Consider the following 21605-nt stretch of genomic DNA (forward strand, 5'->3'; position numbering starts at 1 on the left):
GGGTGCTCTATCAGATCGTGGGGTGTGGGGCCGCATGCTCTCGCAGATCGTGTAGAGGCTGTTCGCTATCTACAACACCGCCACGTCCCGGTGCGGACGACGTGCATGCATAGGTGCCCTATGAAAACATCCGCTTTGGACCGGCAGGACGTGCGAGAGGATCCGGCCGAAAACGGGCAGGATGTGCGAGAGCATCCGGCGAAAACGGGCAGGATGTGCGAGAGGATCCGGCCGAAAACGGGCAGGATGTGAGAGAAGATCCGCTTTGGACCGGCAGGATGTGAGAGAAGATCCGCTTTGGACCGGCAGGATGTGAGAGTGCCCCTATGTTTTTCGTCAAGCGGTTGCGGGTGTTTGGGGTTGGTATAGGGTCCCGTCTCTGAGCATGGCGTAGAGGGTGTCGCAGCGGCGTCGGGCGAGGGCGATAAGGGCTTGGCTGTGGTGTTTGCCTTCGGCGCGTTTGCGGTCGTAGTAGGAGCGCGATTGCGGGTCTTTGAGGGCTGCGAAGGCGGAGAGGTAGAGGGTGCGTTTGAGGACTTTGTTGCCTTTGCGGGAGGCGCGGTCTGCCCGGATGGAGGACCCCGAACGCCAGGTCACGGGGGCCAGGCCGGCGTAAGAGGCCAAGTGCCCCGCGGTCGGGAAGTCTTTCCCGGCGACTTCGGTAAGGATCCGTGCTGCGGTCCTGATGCCCACTGCCGGCAGAGACATCAGGACCGGGTAAAGAGGGTGGGCCTCCACAAGGGCCTCGACCTGGGCGTGAACCATGGCGCGTCCTTCATGGAGCCTGGCGAGCATTCCGGCCAGTTCCGGGAGCACGATCGTTGCGGCGTTCGTCCCAACAACCGTGACTGTTTGCCGGCCGAGGGCGTCGATGATCTCATCTGCCAGGCGTTCGCCCATGCGCGGGGCGAGCTTGGTCAGCCGGTTCGCGATCCGGCGCCTGCCGGCGTGACGCAGCGCTTCAGGGGTGGGCCAGGTCCGCAGCAGATCCTGGACCGCGGGATGATCCAGCCTGGGACCAAGCACCCGCTCAAGCGCCGGGTGGATCTGGGTCAACAGCCCACGGATCCGGTTGGACGTGGCCGTGGCCTGCTTGGCCAGATCATCATCGAACCCGCACAGCATGCCCAACTCGGCCAACTGCTCGTCAGCGAGCCGGACCGAGCGCAGGGTGTGCGGCATGGTCCGGGCCGCGTCGGCGATGATGAACGCGTCGCGGGCATCGGTCTTGGCCTCCCCGGGATGCAGGTCCGCGATCCGGCGCATCGCCAAACCAGGCAAATACCCCACCAGAACACCGGCGGCCTGGGCCACCGCGACCGGCAACGCACCAATGGTCGCTGGCTGGTCAACTACCAGCAGGATCCGGCCGTGATGCTCCAACTCGGCCAGAATGTCTTGGATCCTGGCCTCGTCGTTAGGCAGCGCCCGGTCCAGCAGCTTCTTTCCCGCCCGGTCCACGGCAACGGCATGATGCTCGCCCTTGCCCACATCCAGTCCGATGAACACCTCAACCGTTTCGTGTTCTGCGATCACGTTGGCACCTCCAGTCGTAGTCAGCTCCCGTGCTGGCCTGTCCGCGGTGTCAGGGCCCGGCATCCACGTTACGCACGACGTTCCCACACTGTCCTGCCCCTATAAGCGGTCTCCCCGACACCTGCCAACCCCGGTGACAACACTCTCAAGATCATCAACAACAGAGGATCACAATCATGCCGGGATCAGCAGGCCAGCACACCCACATCCTGCACCAGGAAACGGGCTACGAAAAAGGTAACGAGGATCCGGCCAAAAACGGTGGGATGTGCGAGAGGATCCGGCCGAAAACGGGCAGGATGTGAGAGAACATCGCTGGGGAAACGAGAAGGCACGACGCCGGAACTCGGGTGGGTTCCGGCGTCGTGCCTTCTCTGTTGAAGCGGTCGCGGGGGTTAGCCGCCGATGATTGGTGATCCGATGAACGGGTCCACGGCCAGCGCGATGAAGAGCAGCGTCAGGTAGCTGATGGAGCCGTGGAAGACCTTCATGGCGCCCTTGTTGGAGACATCGCCGCCCTGTGCGCGCTTGTAGAGGGCGTGGCTTTCGTACAGGAACCAGGCGCCAGCAGCGACAGCGGCAACTGTATAGACCCAGCCGGCGCCGCCAACGGGAATCATGAGCAGGGAGCAGGCAACCATGGCCCAGGCGTACAAGACCACCTGCACGGAAACAACCTTGGCGCCGGCGATCGCGCCGAGCATGGGCACCTTGGCGTTGCGGTAATCCTCGCCGTAGCGCATGGACAGCGGCCAGTAGTGCGGCGGCGTCCAGAGGAAAATGACCATGAACAGCACAATGGCAGGCCATTCAACGGTGTTGGTGACCGCGGCCCAGGCGATAAGTACCGGGAAACAGCCGGCAGCCCCGCCCCAAACGATGTTCTGTGCGGTGCGGCGCTTGAGGATCATGGTGTAGATGACCACGTAGAAAACGATGGCACCCAACCCAAGCCATGCGGACAAGGGATTCGCACCGAACCACAGGATTGCGATCGACGCGGCGCCGAGAATCCAGGCGAATACCAAAGCCTCCCGCGGGGAGACTTCGCCGGTTACGAGCGGGCGCTTCTCGGTGCGATGCATCAGTTTGTCGATGTCGCGGTCGATGTAGCAGTTGAACACGCCGGCGCTGCCCGCCGCGAAAGCGCCGCCAACGAGAGTGGCCAGAATCAGTCCGATGGACGGGAAGCCCCGCTGGGCGAAGATCATGGTGGGGAGCGTGCTGACCAGGAGCAGCTCGATGACACGCGGCTTGGTGAGAGCCAGATACGCCTTTAACTTACGGGAGATTCCGATGCTTCCCCGGGCCGGGGACGCGTTGAGGGGCGTATCAGTTGTGCTCACGGCGGCAGTCACTCTGTTCTATGCTCTGGGGTTCTCGCAGCGGTCGCAGTCCGGGTTTCCGAGGTGGAACCGCAGGCGCATGAACCGCTGGTGGCCTCCAGATATCATACCGTGGCTGGAAGTGCGTCCATGTCCGCAAAATACGCCAATGTTTCGGAAAGTTCACTCTGCGGGGGCGCCATCGTGATTCATATAAGGGAAATTCTGTCCAGTTAGTGGGATTCCCTGAGTCTCAGGACACGTTTGGGGCTAAGCTGTTGAGCAGATCAGCACACGTTGACAATCCGGGAAACCGTATTCTCGGAGGAGCCGTGCGTCTGGATGAAGGATCAACGTTTCAATGGTGAACGGCTGGTAGACACATTGCAGCGGGCGCCATCCTGTGCTTCCTGCGTGCCGTGTCCTTACACCTGCCGTCAGCACAGAGAGGGGCTCGGTTTTCGTGCCACATTTGGAAGAGCAAGAACTGTCATGGACCGATCTGGATAAGAAGGCTGTTGACACCGTTCGCGTGTTGGCCGCTGACGCCGTGGAGAAGGTCGGAAATGGCCACCCTGGCACGGCTATGAGCTTGGCTCCGGCAGCATACTTGCTGTTCCAGAAGCTGATGCGCCATGACCCGAAGAACCCTGACTGGATTGGGCGTGACCGGTTCGTCCTGTCCCCCGGCCACACGTCACTGACGCTTTACATCCAGCTGTTCCTCTCCGGATACGGCCTGGAGCTGAAGGACCTCGAGGCACTGCGTACCTGGGGTTCGCTGACTCCGGGACACCCCGAGTACAAGCACACCGCGGGTGTGGAAATCACTACTGGCCCGTTGGGCCAGGGACTGGCTTCTGCTGTTGGCTTCGCTTACTCCCAGCGCCGCCAGCGTGGCCTGTTCGACGCCGATGCTCCCGCTGGCGAGTCGCCGTTCGACCACACGATCTGGGTTATCGCTTCCGACGGCGACCTGCAGGAGGGTGTGACCTCAGAGGCGTCCTCGCTTGCCGGCCACCAGGAACTGGGCAACCTCGTGGTGATCTACGACGAGAACCACATTTCCATTGAAGACGACACCGACATCGCGTTCACTGAAGATGTCCTGAAGCGCTACGAAGCATACGGCTGGCACACCCAGCGTGTGGACTGGACCAGGACCGGGGAGTACGTCGAGGACGTCCAGGAGCTCTACTCGGCACTGTTGGCTGCGAAGGCTGAGACGAACAAGCCGTCCATCATTTCGCTGCGGACCATCATTGGCTACCCGGCCCCGAAGAAGCAGAACACCGGCAAGATCCACGGTTCGGCCCTGGGCGCCGAGGAAGTCGCAGCACTGAAGACCGTGCTCGGTTTCGACCCCGCGAAGTCCTTCGATGTTGACGAAGAGGTCCTGGCACACGCCCGCAAGGTCCTGGACCGCGGCGCCGAGTCCCGCGCCGCATGGCAGTCCTCGTTCGAGGCATGGCAGTCCGCCAACCCGGACGCCGCTGCCCTGCTTGAGCGTGTCGAAGCCAAGAAGCTTCCCGTCGGCATCGACGCTGCACTGCCGGTCTTCGAAGCCGGCAAGGACGTCTCCACCCGTGCGGCCTCGGGCAAGGTCTTGAACGCCATCGGACCTGTCCTGCCGGAGTTGTGGGGTGGCTCGGCCGACCTCGCCGAGTCCAACAACACCACGATCGAAGGCTCGCCGTCGTTCATTCCGGCCTCGCGTTCCACCGAAGCCTGGAAGGGCAACCCCTACGGCCGGGTGCTGCACTTCGGTATCCGTGAGCACGCGGCTGCCTCGATCGTGAACGGTATCTCCCTGCATGGACGTACCCGCGCGTTCTCCGGCACGTTCCTGATCTTCTCGGATTACCAGCGCCCGGCCATCCGCCTCGGTGCGCTGATGGGTGTCCCGTCGCTGTACGTCTGGACGCACGACTCCATCGGCCTGGGCGAAGACGGTCCCACCCACCAGCCCGTGGAGCAGCTCGCTTCCCTGCGTGCCATCCCGGGCCTGGACGTTGTCCGGCCTGGTGATGCGAACGAGGTCTCCGCAGCATGGAAGGCCATGCTGGAGAACCACGAGAACCCCGCCGGTATTGTCCTGACCCGCCAGAACATCCCCACCTACGCCCGCGGCGAAGGCACTGCAGAAGGCGACACCTTTGGTTCCACCGCTGGTGTGGCAAAGGGCGGTTACGTCCTGGCCGAGGCTTCCAAGGACGGCGAAACCGTTGACGCCCAGGTCATCCTGATCGGCACCGGCTCCGAAGTCCAGCTCGCCGTTGCAGCCCGCGAAGCGCTCCAGGCTGAAGGCATCGCCACCCGCGTTGTCTCCATGCCGTGCGTGGAATGGTTCAACAAGCAGGACGAGGCTTACCGCGAGTCCGTGCTCCCGGCCGATGTGAAGGCCCGTGTTTCCGTTGAAGCCGGCCTCGCACTGGGCTGGAAGGAATTCGTCGGTGACGCCGGCCGTTCGGTCTCCCTGGAGCACTTCGGCGCCTCGGCAGACTACAAGCGGTTGTTCCAGGAATTCGGCATCACTGCCGAAGCCGTTGCCGCCGCCGCAAAAGACTCCCTCGCAGGCCTGAGCGCCTGATACCTCTATCAAGGAGAAAACAATGACCAGCACCCCCACGCAGCAACTCTCCGACGCCGGCGTTTCCATCTGGCTCGATGACCTTTCCCGCAACCGCCTCGAAACGGGTACGTTGCAGAAGCTCATCGACGAAAAGAATGTCGTCGGTGTCACCACCAACCCGTCCATCTTCCACGCCGCCATCACCACTGGCACGGACTATGACGCCACGATCGCCGCGCAGGCCGCGGCCGGTGCAAGCGTCGAAGAAACCATCTTCGAGATCACCACCACGGACGTCGCAGACGCCTGCGATCTCTTCGCACCGATCGCTGCCGCCACCAACGGCGTGGACGGTCGCGTATCCATCGAAGTGGATCCCCGCCTGGCCTGGGACACCCAAGCCACCATTGCCGAAGCCAAGCACCTGTACGGCAAGGTCAACAAGGCCAACGTCCACATCAAGATCCCGGCAACCCTGGAAGGCCTGGAGGCCATCACGGCTACCCTGGCCGAGGGCATCAGCGTCAATGTGACACTGATCTTCTCCCTGGAGCGCTACCGCGCCGTCATCAACGCCTTCCAGACCGGCCTGGAGCAGGCCAAGGACAACGGGCACGACCTCTCCAAGATCCACTCCGTGGCATCCTTCTTCGTTTCCCGCGTGGACACCGAGATCGACAAGCGCCTGGACGCCATTGGCACCGATGAAGCCAAGGCCCTCAAGGGCAAGGCAGGCGTCGCCAACGCACGCCTCGCCTACCAGGTCTACGAAGAGCTGTTCTCCACCGAACGCTGGGCCTTGCTCGCAGAAGCCGGCGCGCTCCCCCAGCGTCCGCTCTGGGCTTCGACGGGCGTCAAGGATCCGGCCTACCCGGACACCCTCTACGTCACCGAACTCGTCGCCGCCGGCGTGGTCAACACCATGCCGGAAAAGACACTCGATGCAACGTTCGACCACGGCGTAGTCACCGGAGACACCATCACCGGCACTTACGCAGAAGCGAACCAGACCCTCGACGCACTCGAAGCACTCGGCGTCTCCTACAACGACGTCGTAGCCGTCCTTGAGACCGAAGGCCTCGAGAAGTTCGTGGCCAGCTGGAAGGAACTCCTGGCCGACGTTGAAGGCGCCCTCGCCACCGCACGGAAGGCTTCCTAACCAACCATGAGCACAATCAGCTACGACGCCAGCGGTGCCGCGCAGCAGGCCATCGCCCAGAACATCTCCAGCCTGGTAGACGACAAGGTCGCCACACGGATTTTCGCCAAAGACCATACGCTGTGGGGTCCTGAAGCGGAGTCCGAGTCGGCAATCCGCCTGGGCTGGGTTGAGGCTGCCGCCGTATCGCAACCTTTGGTGGAGAGCATTCTCGAACTTCGCGATGCTCTCCGCGCCGAGGGCGTCTCCCGTATTGTCCTCTGTGGCATGGGCGGCTCCTCCTTGGCTCCCGAGGTCATTGCCGGCACCGCCGGTGTCGAGCTGACTGTGCTGGACAGCACAGATCCTGAGCAGGTCAACGCTGCTTTGACGGACCGGTTGGCGCAGACCGCGATTGTGGTTTCCTCCAAGTCAGGTTCAACCGTTGAGACTGACTCCCAGCGCAGGGTGTTCGAGAAGGCGTTCAAGGACGCCGGTATCGATGCAAAGAGCCGGATCATCATCGTCACGGATCCGGGTTCTCCGCTGGACAAGGCTTCTCGCGAAGCCGGCTACCGTGCAGTCTTCAACGCCGATCCCAACGTCGGCGGCCGGTTCTCTGCGCTCACGGCGTTCGGACTTGTCCCGTGTGGCCTGGCTGGCGTGGACATCCAGGCTTTCCTGGACGAAGCTGAGGAGGCTGCCGAGATCCTCAATGAGGATTCGGAGGACAACATTGGTCTTGCTTTGGGCATTGCCCTGGGCGGTACCAATCCTCTGCGCAACAAGATCGTCATTGCCGAGGATGGTTCCGGCATCGTCGGCTTCGCCGACTGGGCCGAGCAGCTCATCGCTGAATCCACGGGCAAGCTGGGCACGGGTGTGTTGCCTGTTGTTGCAGGACCTGATTCCCCCGAGGCCCTCAACGGGGCCGAGGATGTCCTGGTGGTCCGGCTGGTCAGTGCGGACGCCGACGTCGAACTTCGTGAAAACGAAGTAGCCATCGCAGGTGGTCTCGCTTCCCAGATGTTCCTCTGGGAATTCGCGACCGCCGTAGCTGGACGCCTCCTGGGCATTAACCCGTTTGACCAGCCCGACGTCGAGGCTGCCAAGGTGGCCGCGCGCGGCCTTCTGGATGCCCGCCCTGAGCCCACGCCCGCGGCTTTCACTGACGGCGTCGTAGAGGTTCGCGGCGGAGATTGGCTCGGTAGTGCGTCCACGACAGCCGAAGCCGTGCAGGCCCTTCTTGACCAGCTCGGCACGGATGGCTACCTCAGTGTCCAGGCTTACCTGGACCGCATCTCCCACGCACCCCTTGAGGGCATCCGTGACGACCTTGCCGCAGTTTCCGGCCGTCCGGTGACGTTCGGATGGGGTCCGCGGTTCCTGCATTCCACGGGACAATTCCACAAGGGCGGTCCGGCTATTGGTGTGTTCCTCCAGATCACCGCAGCGTCGTCCCTGGATCTGGAAATCCCGGACCGCCCCTTCACATTCGGGGAGCTCATTGCTGCACAGGCCTCCGGGGATGCCCAGGTCCTGGAAGGCCATGGCCGTCCTGTGTTGCGCTTGCACCTCACCGAGCGTGCTGCCGGCGTAGCCCAACTCCAGGAAGTCGTCGCTGCGCTGGCCGGCCAGGCCAGCGCACTCGAAAGCTAAGGCACAAAACCAAACATGCCAGAAACTGAAAACGGCAGGAAGAACGCCGGCTTGCGGAATCCATTGCGGGATCCGCGGGACCGGCGCCTGAACCGCATCGCTGGGCCGTCGTCGTTGGTGTTCTTCGGAGTCACCGGGGACCTCGCCCGTAAGAAACTCATGCCAGCGGTCTATGACCTCGCGAACCGCGGCCTGCTTCCGCCCAGCTTTGCCTTGGTTGGATTCGGACGCCGTGAGTGGGATAACGCCGACTTCGCCGCAGAGGTGAAGGAGAACGTCAAGGCCCATGCACGGACCAAGTTTGACGAAGCTGTCTGGGAACAGTTGGCTTCGGGCATCCGCTTCGTTCAGGGCGAATTCGACGACGACGACGCCTTTGAGCGCCTCGGCGACGTGTTGGAGGAACTGGATGAAACCCGCGGCACGCGTGGCAACCACGGTTTCTACCTCTCCATCCCGCCCAAGGCGTTCGAGCAGGTCTGTCGCCAGCTGTCCAAGCATGGCCTGGCCCAAGCGAAGCCCGGGCAATGGCGGCGTGTAGTTATCGAAAAGCCGTTCGGCCACGACCTCGAGTCTGCCCGTCAGCTGAACGACATCGTGGAGTCTGTGTTCCCGCAGGATGCGGTGTTCCGGATCGACCATTACCTCGGCAAGGAGACGGTCCAGAACATCCTGGCGCTGCGCTTCGCGAACCAGCTGTTCGAGCCCCTCTGGAACGCCAACTACGTTGACCACGTCCAGATCACCATGGCCGAGGATATCGGCACGGGTGGCCGTGCAGGCTATTACGACGGCGTGGGTGCTGCCCGCGACGTCATCCAGAACCACTTGCTGCAACTGCTGGCGCTTACGGCAATGGAGGAGCCCATTTCCTTCAACGCCGATGACCTGCGGGCCGAGAAGGAAAAGGTCCTGGCCGCCGTCAAGCTGCCGGATGACCTCTCCACCCATTCCGCCCGCGGACAGTTCACCGGCGGCTGGCAGGGTGGCGAGGAAGTCCTTGGCTACCTGGACGAGGACGGCATTCCTGCTGATTCCAAAACCGAAACGTACGCCGCGATCCGTGTGGATATCAACACCCGCCGCTGGGCCGGGGTGCCGTTCTATCTGCGTGCCGGGAAGCGCCTGGGCCGCCGCGTGACCGAAATTGCGGTTGTCTTCAAGCGTGCGCCCAACTTGCTGTTCCGGGATCACAACGATGACGACTTCGGCCAGAACGCCGTGGTGATCCGTGTCCAGCCTGATGAGGGCGCCACGATCCGTTTCGGTTCCAAAGTCCCGGGCACGCAAATGGAGGTCCGCGACGTCACGATGGACTTCGGCTACGGCCACTCGTTTACCGAGTCCAGCCCCGAAGCCTACGAACGGCTCATCCTGGACGTACTCCTGGGCGAACCGCCGCTGTTCCCGCGCCATCAGGAAGTTGAGCTGTCCTGGAAGATCCTGGACCCGTTCGAAGAGTACTGGGCGGGCCTGGACGAACAACCGCAACCCTATGCACCGGGCAGTTGGGGGCCGGCTTCAGCCGATGAGCTCCTGGCCCGGGACGGACGAACCTGGAGAAGGCCATGATCGTAGATCTTCCCGACACAACCACCTCCAAGATCTCCAAAAAGATCATGTCCCTGCGGGAACAGGGCGGCGTGATCGCCCTGGGCCGGGTCCTGACCCTGGTGGTCGTCACGAAGTCCGGACAGGAAGAAGACGCCATCGAGGCAGCCAATGAGGCCAGCCGCGAACACCCCTGCCGCATCATCGTGCTTGCCGATGCCGGGGTAGAAGCACCGGACCGCCTCGACGCGCAGATCCGCGTTGGCGGCGACGCCGGTGCTTCCGAAGTCATCGTTCTCCGGGGATTCGGCCACATGGCCCACGAAAGCGAGTCCCTGGTATCAGGCCTCCTGCTTCCGGACGCACCTATTGTGGCGTGGTGGCCCCACGGGGCACCGGAAAGTGCCTGCGAGACGTCCATAGGTCGTATTGCACACCGTCGCATCACGGACTCCGCGAATGAGCCCGACCCCGCCCAGGCGCTGGAGAACATTCGGCGGACTTACAAGGCAGGCGACACCGATCTCGCATGGACCCGCCTGACGAACTGGCGCATGCAGCTTGCTGCCGTGTTCGACCAAGTGGACGGCGATCCTGTCTCGGCCGTTGCGGTGGAAGGTGCTTCGGACTCTCCGAGTACCCTGCTACTGGCAGCCTGGTTGAGCCTTGCCCTGCAGGCGCCCGTAACGATCGTTGCCGATCCGGCCGGTACGGGAATCCGCCGCGTCCGCATGACGCGTGCCAGCGGTGACGTTCAGCTTTTCCGCCCGGGATTGTCCGTGGCAGAGCTAACGCAGCCGGGTCAGCCCGCGCAGCGCATCACCCTCCCCCGACGCAGCCTGAAGGATTGCCTCGCCGAAGAACTCCGCCGGCTGGACCCCGACGAAGTCTTCGGAGAAGTGATTACGATGGGACTGCCATTAACCAGTCAGAGGAGAGTCCAGACCAGTGCACGCTGAGCCCAGAGTAAGCATCCACCCCGATTCCAAGGTGCTCATGGCGGCCATTGCGGCCCGCCTTATCACCAAGCTTGTGGATGTCCAGGACAAGCACGGTGAGGCCACGGTGGTCCTGACAGGAGGAACTGTCGGGATCGGCACCCTGAAAGCGGTGGCGGATTCGGCCGCGGCACCAGCTGTCGACTGGTCAAAGGTGAACTTCTGGTGGGGTGATGAGCGCTTTGTCGCAGCAGACAGCGATGACCGCAACACCCGCCAGGCACACCAGGCCCTGCTCGCTCACCTGCCGGTTGACCCTGCCCGGGTCCACGAGCCCGGTTCCTCGGACGAGTTCGTATCGGCTGACGACGCTGCGGCTGACTATGCCGACAGGCTGAAGGCAGCAGCTGAGGCAGAGCACGCAGCTGACATGTCCGATACCCGCCCGGAGGAGCCCGGCGTCCTTCCGCGTTTCGACGTACTCCTGCTCGGTGTAGGTCCGGACGCCCATGTCGCGTCCCTCTTCCCGGAACAGGCTGCCATCAGGGAGAAGAACCGGACAGTGGTGGGCGTTGAAAACTCACCCAAGCCGCCGCCGTCGCGCATTTCCCTGACCTTGCCCGCCATCAACACGGCGCAGGAAATCTGGATGGTCGTAGCGGGTGAAGACAAGGCCGGTGCTGTGGGCCTTGCCTTGGCGGGTGCCAATCCTGTTCAGGTCCCCGCAGCGGGCCCCGTGGGGCGCTCCAGGACCCTGTGGCTCATTGACGAGAACGCTGCGTCACGTGTCCCCCAGCAGTTGGTCCGGAAGGACCCCGCGGGCGCGTAACCGCTCCAACGCTCCAGCCAGGACGATTTCGGCGTCCTGGCTGGAGCGTCGTTCTTTAACGTAATCCAGGTGGGACTTGAAGAGGTCGTCTTCCGGCCGGGCTTCCGTAACCTGGCCCGGGTCTCTGGATGCCACAAGGCCGCATTTGGGGCAGTCCCAGGTCTTGGGTATTTGTTCGTCCGGCAGCTTAAGAAAAACAAGCCGCGTCTCGTGTCCCTTGGCGCACCAATATGGGACACGAATACGCGGCAGTTGTTCTCCATCGCCGTGGTCGCTTTGATGTCGAGGGGCAGATCCCAGTGCCACACCAACACGGGTGCCCCGGTAACCAGGCGTGCCATGAACCATTTTCGAACCCCTAGCGACTCGGTGGTCGGCCGTCACGGCCCGTAGGCCTTACGGCCAACAGGGCCAGTCTAATGCGAGGGGTACGACGGCGGCACTGGTGTTTGGTGCCGAATGATCCGGAAGTGACGGGAAGGCTCCCTTGCAGGAGCCTTCCCACACGAACTTTTAAGAATCGCCACCTGAAGTGAAGCGCATGATCAGGCCAAGGCCGATGATGACGACTCCCCAGGTAACGCCAAGAATGATGGTGAAGCGGTTCAGGTTCCGCTCAGCGACACCGGAGGAGCTCAATCCGGAGCTCATTCCCCCACCGAACATGTCGGACAAACCGCCTCCACGTCCCTTGTGGAGAAGAATGAGCAGCGTCAGCAGAAGGCTGGTTACGCCCAGCAGGATCTGCAGAATGACATGAAGAACGTCCACGACGGCCTTTCGAAGAAGCGGAAATCGGGAGCCGGACTAGTCCGTGACGAGGTGGCTCTCGAACCTGACAATGTTAGCAAACTCAGCTGGGTCCAAACTGGCGCCACCCACAAGCAGGCCGTCAACATCGTTTTCCGCCATGATGGCGGCAGCGTTGTTTGCCTTGACGGAGCCTCCGTACAGAAGGCGCGTCTTCTCAGCTACGCCCTCGTCGAAGAGCTTGGCAAGTTCGGCGCGGATAGCTGCACACATTTCCTGTGCGTCGTCCGGACCTGCAACTTCACCTGTTCCGATAGCCCACACAGGTTCATAGGCGACCACAAGCTCAGCGGCCTGTTCCGGAGTGAGGCCTTCGACACCGGCGCGCAGCTGCGCCAGCGTGTGCTCCACGTGCGTTCCTGCCTGACGGATTTCGAGGCCTTCACCGACGCAAAGGACCGGTGTGACACCGTGGCGGAACCCGGCTTTGACCTTTGCGTTCAGGACGTCGTCGGACTCGTTGTGGATGGTCCGGCGTTCACTGTGCCCTACCAGTACGTAGGTGCAGCCCAGCTTGCTGAGGAACTGTCCGGAGATGTCACCGGTATAGGCTCCGGAATCGAACTGGGACAGATCCTGTCCGCCGTAAACAACGTCAAGTTCGTCGCCCTGTACAAGCGTCTGCACGCCGCGGAGATCAGTGAACGGAGGGAAGACGGCAACCTCTACACGGTTGTAGTCATGCTTGGCGTCAGAGAGGGTCCAGGCGAGCTTCTGTAGCAAGGTGATGCCCTGGACATGGTCCATGTTCATCTTCCAGTTGCCTGCGATGAAGGGCTTTCGGACAAAGTTGCCGTTGGCAGAGGTAGTCACATGAACTCCAAGAATGCGTTGATAAATGGAAACAGCCGGCAGGACGCGAGGGCGTCCTGCCGGCCGGATTGCTGTTTAGCGGTCCAGGACGCTGAGGCCTGGAAGTTCCTTGCCTTCAAGGTATTCCAGGCTTGCCCCGCCACCGGTAGAGATGTGGCCAAACTGGGAATCCTCGAAGCCGAGGGTCCTTACTGCTGCGGCGGAGTCGCCGCCACCGACCACTGTGAAGGCCACAGTGTCGGTGAGTGCCTGCGCGATAGCCCGCGTGCCGCTGGAGAATGCTTCAAATTCGAAGACGCCCATGGGGCCGTTCCAGAAGACGGTCTTGGCTCCTTCAATCTGCGCTGCAAATGCAGACGCGGATTCGGGCCCAATGTCCAGCCCGATGCCGGAGGCACCAAAGGAGCTTTCCTCAATGGCATCCGCCCGGACGACTTCGTGCTCGGCATCCGCCGCGAAACGGCTTGCAACCACAACGTCCGTGGGAATCACGAACGAAGTACCGGCATCAGCCGCGCGCTTGAGGTAGTCCTGGACCACCGGAATCTGGTCTTCTTCCAGGAGGCTGCCGGCAACCTTGTGGCCTTCGGCGGCCAGGAAGGTGAACAGCATGCCGCCACCAACCAGGATGGTATCTGCCTTGCCAAGAAGGTTGTCGATGACTGCCAGCTTGTCCGAGACTTTGGAACCGCCCAGGACAACGACGTAAGGCCTCTGGGTGTCCGCGGTGAGCTTCCGGAGAACTTCCACCTCGGTGTGCACGAGGTCGCCGAGGTAAGACGGCAGCCGCGTTGCGACGTCGTAAACGCTGGCGTGCTTGCGGTGGACTGCGCCGAAGGCGTCATCCACGAACGCGCCGTTGTCGCCCGTAAGGGCAACCAGCTCGTCAGCGAATGCGCCGCGCTCGGCGTCGTCCTTGCTGGTCTCGCGGGCGTCAAAGCGGACGTTCTCCAGGATGAGTACTTCGCCATCCTGCAGTGCAGCTGCAGACTCCTTGGCGGAGTCCCCAACTGTGTCGGCAGCCAATCGGACGTTGAAGTCCGCAAGTTCCGCGAGGCGGGCTGCTGCGGGCTTCAAAGAGTACTTTTCCTCAGGGGCCCCTTTGGGGCGGCCGAGGTGGGCGGTTACGAGCACACGGGCACCGGCGTCCGAGAGCTTCTTAAGGACCGGGAGGGAGGCCTTGATGCGGCCGTCGTCGGTCACTGTAGAGCCGTCGAGCGGCACATTAAGGTCACTTCTGACCAGAATGTACCGCCCGCGGACACCTTCAGCGATGAGTTCGTTGAGGGTGTGAGATGTCATGTGTCTACCCTAGCCCAGCTTGGATGCGACGAGCTCCGTGAGGTCGACGAGGCGGTTGGAGTAGCCCCACTCGTTGTCATACCAGGAAACAACCTTGACCTGGTTGCCGATGACCTTGGTCAGGCCGGAGTCGAAGATCGAGGAAGCGGGGTCGCCGACGATGTCCGAGGAGACGATAGGGGCATCCGTGTAGCTCAGGATCCCGGCGAACTGATCGGACTCAGCAGCGGCCTTGACCGCGGCATTAACTTCCTGGACCGTAACTTCGCGGGAAACAGTGACCGTGAGGTCCGTGGCGGAACCGGTGGGGACCGGGACGCGGATCGCATAGCCATCCAGCTTGCCCTTGAGTTCCGGCAGGACCAAGCCGATGGCCTTTGCGGCACCGGTGGAGGTAGGAACCATGTTGATGGCGGCAGCGCGCGCACGGCGGAGGTCTCCGTGGGGGCCGTCCTGCAGGTTCTGGTCGGCCGTGTAGGCGTGGACCGTGGTCATCAGGCCACGCTCGATGCCGAAGGCGTCGTTGACTACCTTGGCCAGCGGCCCAAGGCAGTTGGTGGTGCAGGATGCGTTGGAAATGATGTGGTGTGCCGCAGGATCGTAGAGCTCGTGGTTCACGCCCATGACGATGGTGATGTCTTCATCGCTGGCAGGTGCCGAGATGAGCACCTTCTTGGCGCCGGCGTCGATGTGCTTCTGCGCAGCTGCTGCCTTGGTGAAGAACCCGGTGGATTCGATGACGATGTCAACACCGAGCTCGCCCCAGGGAAGGTTCGCGGGATCGCGTTCAGCAAGAACCGTGATGGACTCGCCATTAACAACGAGGTTGCCCTCTTTGACTTCCACGGACTGGGTCAGACGGCCACCGACGGAGTCGTACTTCAGGAGGTGGGCGAGGGTCTCGGGGCTGGTGAGGTCGTTGACTGCGACGATCTCAAGGTCTGCGCCCTGGGCCAGTGCTGCGCGGAAGTAGTTACGGCCGATGCGGCCGAAGCCGTTGATACCAATACGGGTGGTCACTATGTGTCAATCTCCTTGGTGCTCTTGCAAGCACGCCTAGTGAGTCGGATCAATATTTCCAACTAACAGACCCCGCACGTCATTGGGCAGAGGTGATTATCAGATCGGAGGGCGACCAGCCACGTTGCTGAAGGCTAACCGCCTTCCGTGACCCATCTTACGTTTAACTAAGCCTGCCCCCGCAACTGCGGGGGCAGGCTTTCCAGTATTTGGTCCCATTTCACCGTTAATGTGACTTTTGTTACATCAGCGTGAACCGGGCCTCACCAGCTACAGAACGATGAGGCCCGTAGCGTTGGCGCGGGCTGCTTCGAAGCGCTTGGCGACGTCTGCCCAGTTCGCGATGTTCCAGAATGCCTTGACGTAGTCAGCCTTGACGTTGACGTAGTCCAGGTAGAACGCGTGCTCCCACATGTCCAGCATGAGCAGCGGGGTGGTGCCAACGGCGACGTTGCCCTGCTGATCGTAGAGCTGCTCGATGACGAGGTTGCCACCGATGGGCTCGTAGGCCAGGAAGGCCCAACCGGAACCCTGCAGGCCCAGTGCGGCAGCGGTGAACTGGGCACGGAAAGCGTCAAACGAACCGAAAGCGTCCTCGATGGCTGCTGCGAGTTCGCCTTCAGGCTTGTCGCCGCCGTCCGGGGAGATGTTGTTCCAGAACACGGAGTGGTTGATGTGGCCGCCGGTGTGGAACGCGAGGTCCTTGGAGAGGCGGTTGATGTTGGCGAAGTCGCCCGATTCGCGGGCTTCAGCGAGCTGCTTGAGGGCGTTGTTGGCACCTGCAACGTAGGCGGCGTGGTGCTTGCTGTGGTGCAGCTCCATGATCTTCGCCGAAATGTGCGGCTCAAGAGCTGCGTAGTCGTAGCCGAGCTCGGGCAGAACGTACTCTGTCACGAAATCCTCCAATGTAATGGACCGAAGTCCGGTTTGGTAACTCTCGTTGTGTTCATCCGGCCGGCAGGCCAGCCGGAAATCTCTGGGGAAGAAGCCTGCTCCTGCCACCAACGGGAACAACCCGCCGCGCCCTCGCAGTATTTCCTCCACACGATCTCGATTCTATGGGCGGGAACTATTCGTCCATCATTTCCGGAGTCACATTTGCTTCCGTACCCGGAATTCCGAGATCAAGCGCGCGTTTGTCAGCCATCGCGAGCAAGCGACGGATCCGGCCTGCAATGGCGTCCTTGGTCATGGGCGGATCGGCAAGGCGGCCCAGTTCGTCCAGGCTGGCCTGCTTGTGGGCGACCCGGAGTTCGCCTGCGTACTTCAGGTGGTCCGGAACATCATCGCCCAGGATTTCAAGTGCCCGGTCAACCCTGGCGCCGGCCGCTACGGCGGCCTGCGCCGAGCGGCGCAGATTGGCGTCATCAAAGTTGGCCAGCCTGTTGGCAGTAGCCCGGACTTCCTTGCGCATGCGCCGCTCCTCCCAGACCATCAAGGCGTCATGTGCGCCCATCCGGGTAAGGAGCGCTGCAATAGTGTCACCGTCGCGGATTACTACGCGGTCTACGCCGCGGACTTCGCGGGCCTTGGCCTGTATGCCCAACCGGCGGGCGGCACCCACCAGTGCCAGCGCGGACTCCGGTCCTGGGCAGGTTACTTCCAGGGACGACGAACGACCCGGTTCGGTGAGGGATCCATGGGCAAGGAAAGCTCCGCGCCAGACGGCTTCCGCATCGGCCGCGGATCCATTGACAACTACGGAAGGCAGGCCGCGCACCGGGCGGCCGCGACCGTCCAGCAGACCTGTCTGGCGGGCAAGGGCTTCGCCGTCGCGGACAACCCTGACCACGTAGCGGCTCCCCCGGCGCAGGCCGCCACCTGAGACCACGATGATCTCGCTCTGGTGCCCGTAAACCTCTGCTATCGCGGCACGCAGCCGCCGCGCGGTGGAAGCCAGGTCCACCTCAGCCTCGATAACGATTCGTCCCGAGATAATATGCAAGCCCCCCGCAAAGCGGAGCATCGCCGAAACCTCAGCTTTGCGGACTGAAGATTTCTTGATGTCCAGCCGGGACAGTTCGTCCTTGACCGACGCGGTAAGTGCCATCGCGTGTGTATTCCTAACTGTTCCCGAAAATATCGTGGTACGCCGCTGCCAGGAGCAGTGGGTCATGGACAGGGCGGCGCCTCGAAGCCCCTACTCTACCCAACACCACCTCCGCACCGATCATCCCCGCTGCTTTCTCAAAGGCCTTCAGGTCCTGGATCGCGGAGGGATCGGCGAGTACGACGTCGACGCTGAACTCCGGCGCATAGCGTCGCAGGACATCCAGGTGGTCGGCCGCCGTCATGCCGGACGTTTCCTTGGTTTCGACGTCAAGATTCATGGTGAGGCAGCGCTTGGCAGCGGTATCGCCCAAGGCCTGCCGAAGCTCGGGGAGCAGCAGATGGGGCAATACCGAGGTGTACCAGGACCCTGGTCCGAGGATGACCCAATCGGCGAGCTCGATCGCGGTGAGCGCCTCGGTGCAGGCCCGGGCGTCCTCGGGCAGCAGCCGCACTTCGTCCAGTTTTCCCGCAACGGCACACTTTGCCTGGCCGCTGACGGTCTGCAGTTCATATCCACCGCCGGGCAGTTCCACGCGGGCTTGGCCCTCAATGGTCAGGGGAACACTGGACATGGGCAGCACCTGGCCCCGCGCGCCCAGCAGCGCCCCGGCCCATTTGAGGCCGGCCACGGTATCCCCCAGCAGCTCCCAGAGCGTGACGATGAGCAGGTTGCCCATGGCGTGGTGGTCAAGCGAACCGCCCTTGGCGGTGCCGGCAGTGAAGCGGTGCTGCATGACGTCCCGCCATGTCCGCCCCCAGTCGGTGTCGTCGCAGAGCGCGCTCAGTGCCATCCGCAGGTCGCCGGGCGGGAGGACGCCGTACTCGTCCCTCAGACGCCCGGAGGAGCCGCCGTCGTCAGCTACCGTGACGATCGCCGTCAGTTCCGACGTCAACAAACGAAGTGCGGAGAGCGACGCGGCCAGTCCGTGTCCGCCGCCGAGGGCCACGACGGAAGGACTTTTGTTTTGCTGGCTGCCCGGAACGCCCTTTGGCGGGATGAGGGGCAACGGACCTGTGAGGACTCCCATTACTCACGCCCCAGGTCGCGGTGCGTGGTTGTCACGGTGACGCGCGGATATTGCGCCAGGCGTTTGGAGAGCTCGACGGCGACTGCCACCGAACGGTGCTTGCCACCGGTGCATCCCACGGCCAGGGTGGCGTAGTGCTTGTTCTCCTGGCGGTAACCGTCCAGGACCGGCTCAAGGGCCTTGACGTAACGGTCGACAAAATCCTGCACCCCATCGGCAGAGAGCACGTAGTCGCTGACGTCCTCATCCAGTCCTGTATGGGGACGTAGCTGCGGCACCCAGTGCGGGTTGGGAATGAAACGGGCGTCGGCTACGAAGTTGGCGTCAACAGGCAAGCCGTACTTGAACCCGAAACTCATGACATTCAGCCGTAGCGTCACAGGTCCGGTATCGCTGAACAATTCAGTGATGGCTGTTGCAAGGCCGTGCACGTTGAACTCACTGGTGTCCAGGACAACGTCGGCATGCTCCCTCAGTTCGCGCAGGACTTCACGCTCTATGCCGATTCCGTCAAGGATCCGTCCCCCGCCCTGCAGCGGATGCGGCCGCCGGCCTTGTTCGAACCGGCGGACCAGGACTTCGTCGCTGGCATCGAGGAACAACACCCGGAACGTGATGCCGGTGGCGCTCAAGGCCCCCAGAGCTGTCTGGATGTCGGTAAAGAGGTCCTTGCTTCGGACATCCACCACTACGGCCAGCTTCGGGATGGATTTGGGCGCGTGCGAGACAATTTCCGCCAGGGTGCCAAGCATCTGGGGAGGAAGGTTGTCCACAACGTACCAACCGTGGTCCTCCAAGGCGTCCGAAGCGGTGCTGCGGCCCGCCCCCGACATGCCGGTAACCACCAGCAGTTCCGCCTCCGCCGGCTTGACGGGCGTTAGTCCGTCCTGCTCCGCGCCGGCTCCTGCCGTTGCCTCATCCATCAGTGGTCCCCGTTTCCTCGACAAGTGGTTGTTACGGCCTGACCGGTGGCATCGCAGTTGCGGCCACCGGTCAAGTTCTTACCCTAGCTAAGATTCGAGGATTTCGCCGGTGGTCATGTTCACGGCAGGAGCGGTTTCACCTGCGTCTTCGCTGGAGCCCAGATGCTGCACGACTGCAGCTGCCAACGCCGGACCGATGCCCTTGGCGGAGGTGAGTTCCTCCACACTGGCCGCCCTGATCTTCTTGAGGGACCCAAAATGTGCCACCAAGGCCTTGCGTTTGGCTTCTCCCAGGCCCGGAACGCCGTCCAGGGCAGACACTGTCATGGCCTTGCCGCGCTTTTGCCGGTGGTACGTGATGGCAAAGCGGTGGGCTTCATCGCGGATGCGCTGGAGCAGGTACAGGCCCTGCGACGTCCGGGGAAGGATCACGGGGAAGTCGCTGTCGGGGAGCCAGACCTCTTCAAGGCGCTTTGCCAGGCCAACCACGTAGACGTCGTCGATGCCCAACCCGGCCAAGGCACGCGCTGCAGCGTTGACCTGCGGCTGCCCGCCGTCCACCACCACCAGGTTGGGCGGGTACGCGAACTTGGCTTTGGGGGCCGGCATGGTGGGGTCCGACGGCGGCGTTTCAGTTCCAGGGGCAGCCGCGGCGGTGCCCGCACGGGTTGGGTTGATGATTTCACCGGAGACGGGCACCTGGGCGGCCTTGTCGGTGAGGTAGTGGCGGAAGCGGCGCGTTAAGACATCGTGCATGGCGGCGGTGTCGTCGGTTGCCGCCGCTCCCGTGATGGAGAACTTGCGGTAATCGGACTTCTTGGGCAGGCCGTCTTCCACCACCACCATGGACGCCACCACGTTGGTTCCTTGGACGTGCGAGATATCGAAGCATTCGATCCGAAGCAGCGGAACCGGAAGCTCAAGGGCCTCCTGAAGCTCCTGAAGGGCCAGCGAGCGAACGGTGATGTCCCCGGCGCGGCGCGTCTTGTGCAGCTTCAGCGCCTGCTCAGCGTTCTCGCGGACCGTTGACATGAGCGCAGCCTTGTCACCACGCTGGGGCACGCGGATATCCACTTTTGCCCCGCGGAGCCCGCCCAGCCATTCACTCAGCTCGGCATGGTTGCTCGGATTCTCCGGAACGAGTACTTCCCGGGGAATGCGGCCCTGGACCTCGCTGTCTTCCCCGTAAACCTGTTGCAGCAGGTGCTCGATGAGTTCCGGCGTCGTGGCGTCTTCGACTTTCTCCACCACCCAGCCACGCTGTCCACGGACCCGGCCGCCGCGGACGTGGAACACCTGCACGGACGCCTCGAGCTCGTCTTCATGCAGCGCGAAGACGTCGGCGTCCGTATCCTCGGCGAGGACTACGGCGTTGCGTGCGAAGACCTTGCGCAAAGCGATGATGTCGTCCCTGAGCCGTGCGGCGCCCTCATAGTCGAGTTCTGCGACGGCGGCCGCCATATCCTTTTCCAGCCGGTTGATGAAGCGCTTGGCTTCCCCGCCCATGAAGGCGCAGAAGTCCTCCGCAAGTTCACGGTGCTCCTCCGGCGTCACGCGGCCAACACAGGGTGCTGCGCATTTGTCGATGTAGCCAAGAAGGCAAGGGCGCCCACTGGCTTGTGCCCGCTTGAAAACGCCCGCGCTGCAGCTGCGGACCGGGAACACGCGAAGGAGGGTGTCCATGGTTTCCCGGATAGCGCCCGCGGTATAGGGGCCAAAATACCTGGTGCCCTTCTTGCGTTCGCCACGCATGACCTGCACCCTGGGGTACTTCTCCCCCATGGTGACGGCCAGGTAGGGATACGTCTTGTCGTCCCTGAAGACCACGTTGAAACGCGGCTTGAATTCCTTGATCCAGGTGTACTCCAGCTGTAGCGACTCCAATTCGCTACCCACAACCGTCCACTCCACGCTGCTCGCGGCATGGACCATGGCATGCGTCTTGGGTAGAAGCCCGGACGGGTTTGCAAAGTAGGAATTCAGCCTGGAACGGAGGTTCTTGGCCTTCCCCACGTAGATAACCCGGCCGTGGGGGTCGCGGAAACGGTAGACGCCCGGGGTGGTGGGAATTTCACCCGTTTGGGGCCGGTAACTTGCTGGATTTGCCAC

The 21605-nt window shown here is 62.8% G+C and carries 18 protein-coding genes; 6 read left to right on the forward strand and 12 right to left on the reverse strand.

The window, feature by feature from the left end:
- Positions 1 to 336: 336 nt before the first annotated feature.
- Together AC6I97_RS12920 and AC6I97_RS12925 are read right to left on the reverse strand one after the other, a co-directional pair.
- Positions 337 to 1599: an IS110 family RNA-guided transposase gene (locus tag AC6I97_RS12920; protein WP_497944496.1), complete on the reverse strand. Its 1263-nt coding sequence runs from the start codon at positions 1597 to 1599 to the stop codon at positions 337 to 339.
- 332 nt (positions 1600 to 1931) lie between these two features.
- The gene (locus AC6I97_RS12925; RefSeq protein ID WP_224090238.1) at positions 1932 to 2894 is read right to left on the reverse strand and encodes a heme o synthase; all 963 of its coding nucleotides are present in this window, start codon (positions 2892 to 2894) and stop codon (positions 1932 to 1934) included.
- A gap of 430 nt (positions 2895 to 3324) precedes the next feature.
- On the opposite strand from AC6I97_RS12925, the gene tkt reads away from it, so the two are divergent.
- Genes tkt through pgl form a run of 6 tightly spaced genes read left to right on the forward strand, consistent with a single transcriptional unit; the run spans position 3325 to position 11548 of the window.
- Positions 3325 to 5451: a transketolase gene (tkt, locus tag AC6I97_RS12930; RefSeq protein ID WP_497945060.1), complete on the forward strand. Its 2127-nt coding sequence runs from the start codon at positions 3325 to 3327 to the stop codon at positions 5449 to 5451.
- A gap of 22 nt (positions 5452 to 5473) precedes the next feature.
- Positions 5474 to 6592, forward strand: coding sequence for a transaldolase (gene tal, locus AC6I97_RS12935; protein WP_224164362.1), 1119 nt, complete (start codon positions 5474 to 5476; stop codon positions 6590 to 6592).
- Positions 6593 to 6598: 6 nt separating this feature from the next.
- Positions 6599 to 8230, forward strand: coding sequence for a phosphoglucose isomerase-related protein (locus AC6I97_RS12940; protein WP_497945061.1), 1632 nt, complete (start codon positions 6599 to 6601; stop codon positions 8228 to 8230).
- Positions 8231 to 8245: 15 nt separating this feature from the next.
- Entirely contained in the window at positions 8246 to 9802 is a 1557-nt protein-coding gene (zwf, locus tag AC6I97_RS12945; RefSeq protein ID WP_224090233.1) for a glucose-6-phosphate dehydrogenase, read from the forward strand.
- Positions 9799 to 10740 (forward strand): glucose-6-phosphate dehydrogenase assembly protein OpcA, encoded by a 942-nt coding sequence (locus AC6I97_RS12950; protein ID WP_497945062.1) that lies wholly within the window; start codon positions 9799 to 9801, stop codon positions 10738 to 10740. Before zwf ends, AC6I97_RS12950 begins: the two co-directional genes overlap by 4 nt.
- Positions 10730 to 11548 carry a 6-phosphogluconolactonase gene (gene pgl / locus AC6I97_RS12955; protein ID WP_224090229.1) on the forward strand — a complete coding sequence of 273 codons (819 nt, stop codon included), beginning with the start codon at positions 10730 to 10732 and terminating at the stop codon, positions 11546 to 11548. The genes AC6I97_RS12950 and pgl overlap by 11 nt, the downstream gene beginning before the upstream one ends.
- Here the strand turns inward: pgl and AC6I97_RS12960 are convergent.
- From AC6I97_RS12960 to uvrC, 10 genes are all read right to left on the reverse strand, one after another.
- Positions 11501 to 11896 (reverse strand): RNA polymerase-binding protein RbpA, encoded by a 396-nt coding sequence (locus AC6I97_RS12960; RefSeq protein ID WP_497945063.1) that lies wholly within the window; start codon positions 11894 to 11896, stop codon positions 11501 to 11503. The genes pgl and AC6I97_RS12960 overlap by 48 nt on opposite strands.
- A 165-nt stretch (positions 11897 to 12061) precedes the next feature.
- Entirely contained in the window at positions 12062 to 12319 is a 258-nt protein-coding gene (gene secG / locus AC6I97_RS12965) for a preprotein translocase subunit SecG (protein WP_216925786.1), read from the reverse strand.
- A gap of 36 nt (positions 12320 to 12355) precedes the next feature.
- Positions 12356 to 13171: a triose-phosphate isomerase gene (tpiA, locus tag AC6I97_RS12970; protein WP_497945064.1), complete on the reverse strand. Its 816-nt coding sequence runs from the start codon at positions 13169 to 13171 to the stop codon at positions 12356 to 12358.
- 75 nt (positions 13172 to 13246) lie between these two features.
- Positions 13247 to 14473, reverse strand: coding sequence for a phosphoglycerate kinase (locus AC6I97_RS12975; protein WP_497945065.1), 1227 nt, complete (start codon positions 14471 to 14473; stop codon positions 13247 to 13249).
- A 9-nt stretch (positions 14474 to 14482) separates the two neighbouring features.
- Positions 14483 to 15493, reverse strand: coding sequence for a type I glyceraldehyde-3-phosphate dehydrogenase (gene gap / locus AC6I97_RS12980; protein ID WP_224090226.1), 1011 nt, complete (start codon positions 15491 to 15493; stop codon positions 14483 to 14485).
- 270 nt (positions 15494 to 15763) lie between these two features.
- Complete coding sequence (locus tag AC6I97_RS12985) at positions 15764 to 16387, reverse strand: superoxide dismutase (RefSeq protein ID WP_216925790.1); 624 nt, start codon at positions 16385 to 16387, stop codon at positions 15764 to 15766.
- A 175-nt stretch (positions 16388 to 16562) separates the two neighbouring features.
- Positions 16563 to 17543 (reverse strand): DNA-binding protein WhiA, encoded by a 981-nt coding sequence (gene whiA / locus AC6I97_RS12990; RefSeq protein ID WP_018777554.1) that lies wholly within the window; start codon positions 17541 to 17543, stop codon positions 16563 to 16565.
- Between the two features lie 13 nt (positions 17544 to 17556).
- Positions 17557 to 18573: a gluconeogenesis factor YvcK family protein gene (locus AC6I97_RS12995; RefSeq protein ID WP_224090225.1), complete on the reverse strand. Its 1017-nt coding sequence runs from the start codon at positions 18571 to 18573 to the stop codon at positions 17557 to 17559.
- Positions 18573 to 19496, reverse strand: coding sequence for an RNase adapter RapZ (rapZ, locus tag AC6I97_RS13000; RefSeq protein WP_224164358.1), 924 nt, complete (start codon positions 19494 to 19496; stop codon positions 18573 to 18575). Before rapZ ends, AC6I97_RS12995 begins: the two co-directional genes overlap by 1 nt.
- A gap of 87 nt (positions 19497 to 19583) precedes the next feature.
- A complete protein-coding gene (gene uvrC, locus AC6I97_RS13005; protein ID WP_497945066.1) occupies positions 19584 to 21605 on the reverse strand; it encodes an excinuclease ABC subunit UvrC in 2022 nt (673 codons plus the stop codon).

Source organism: Arthrobacter sp. TmtSoilC48, from assembly GCF_059739425.1.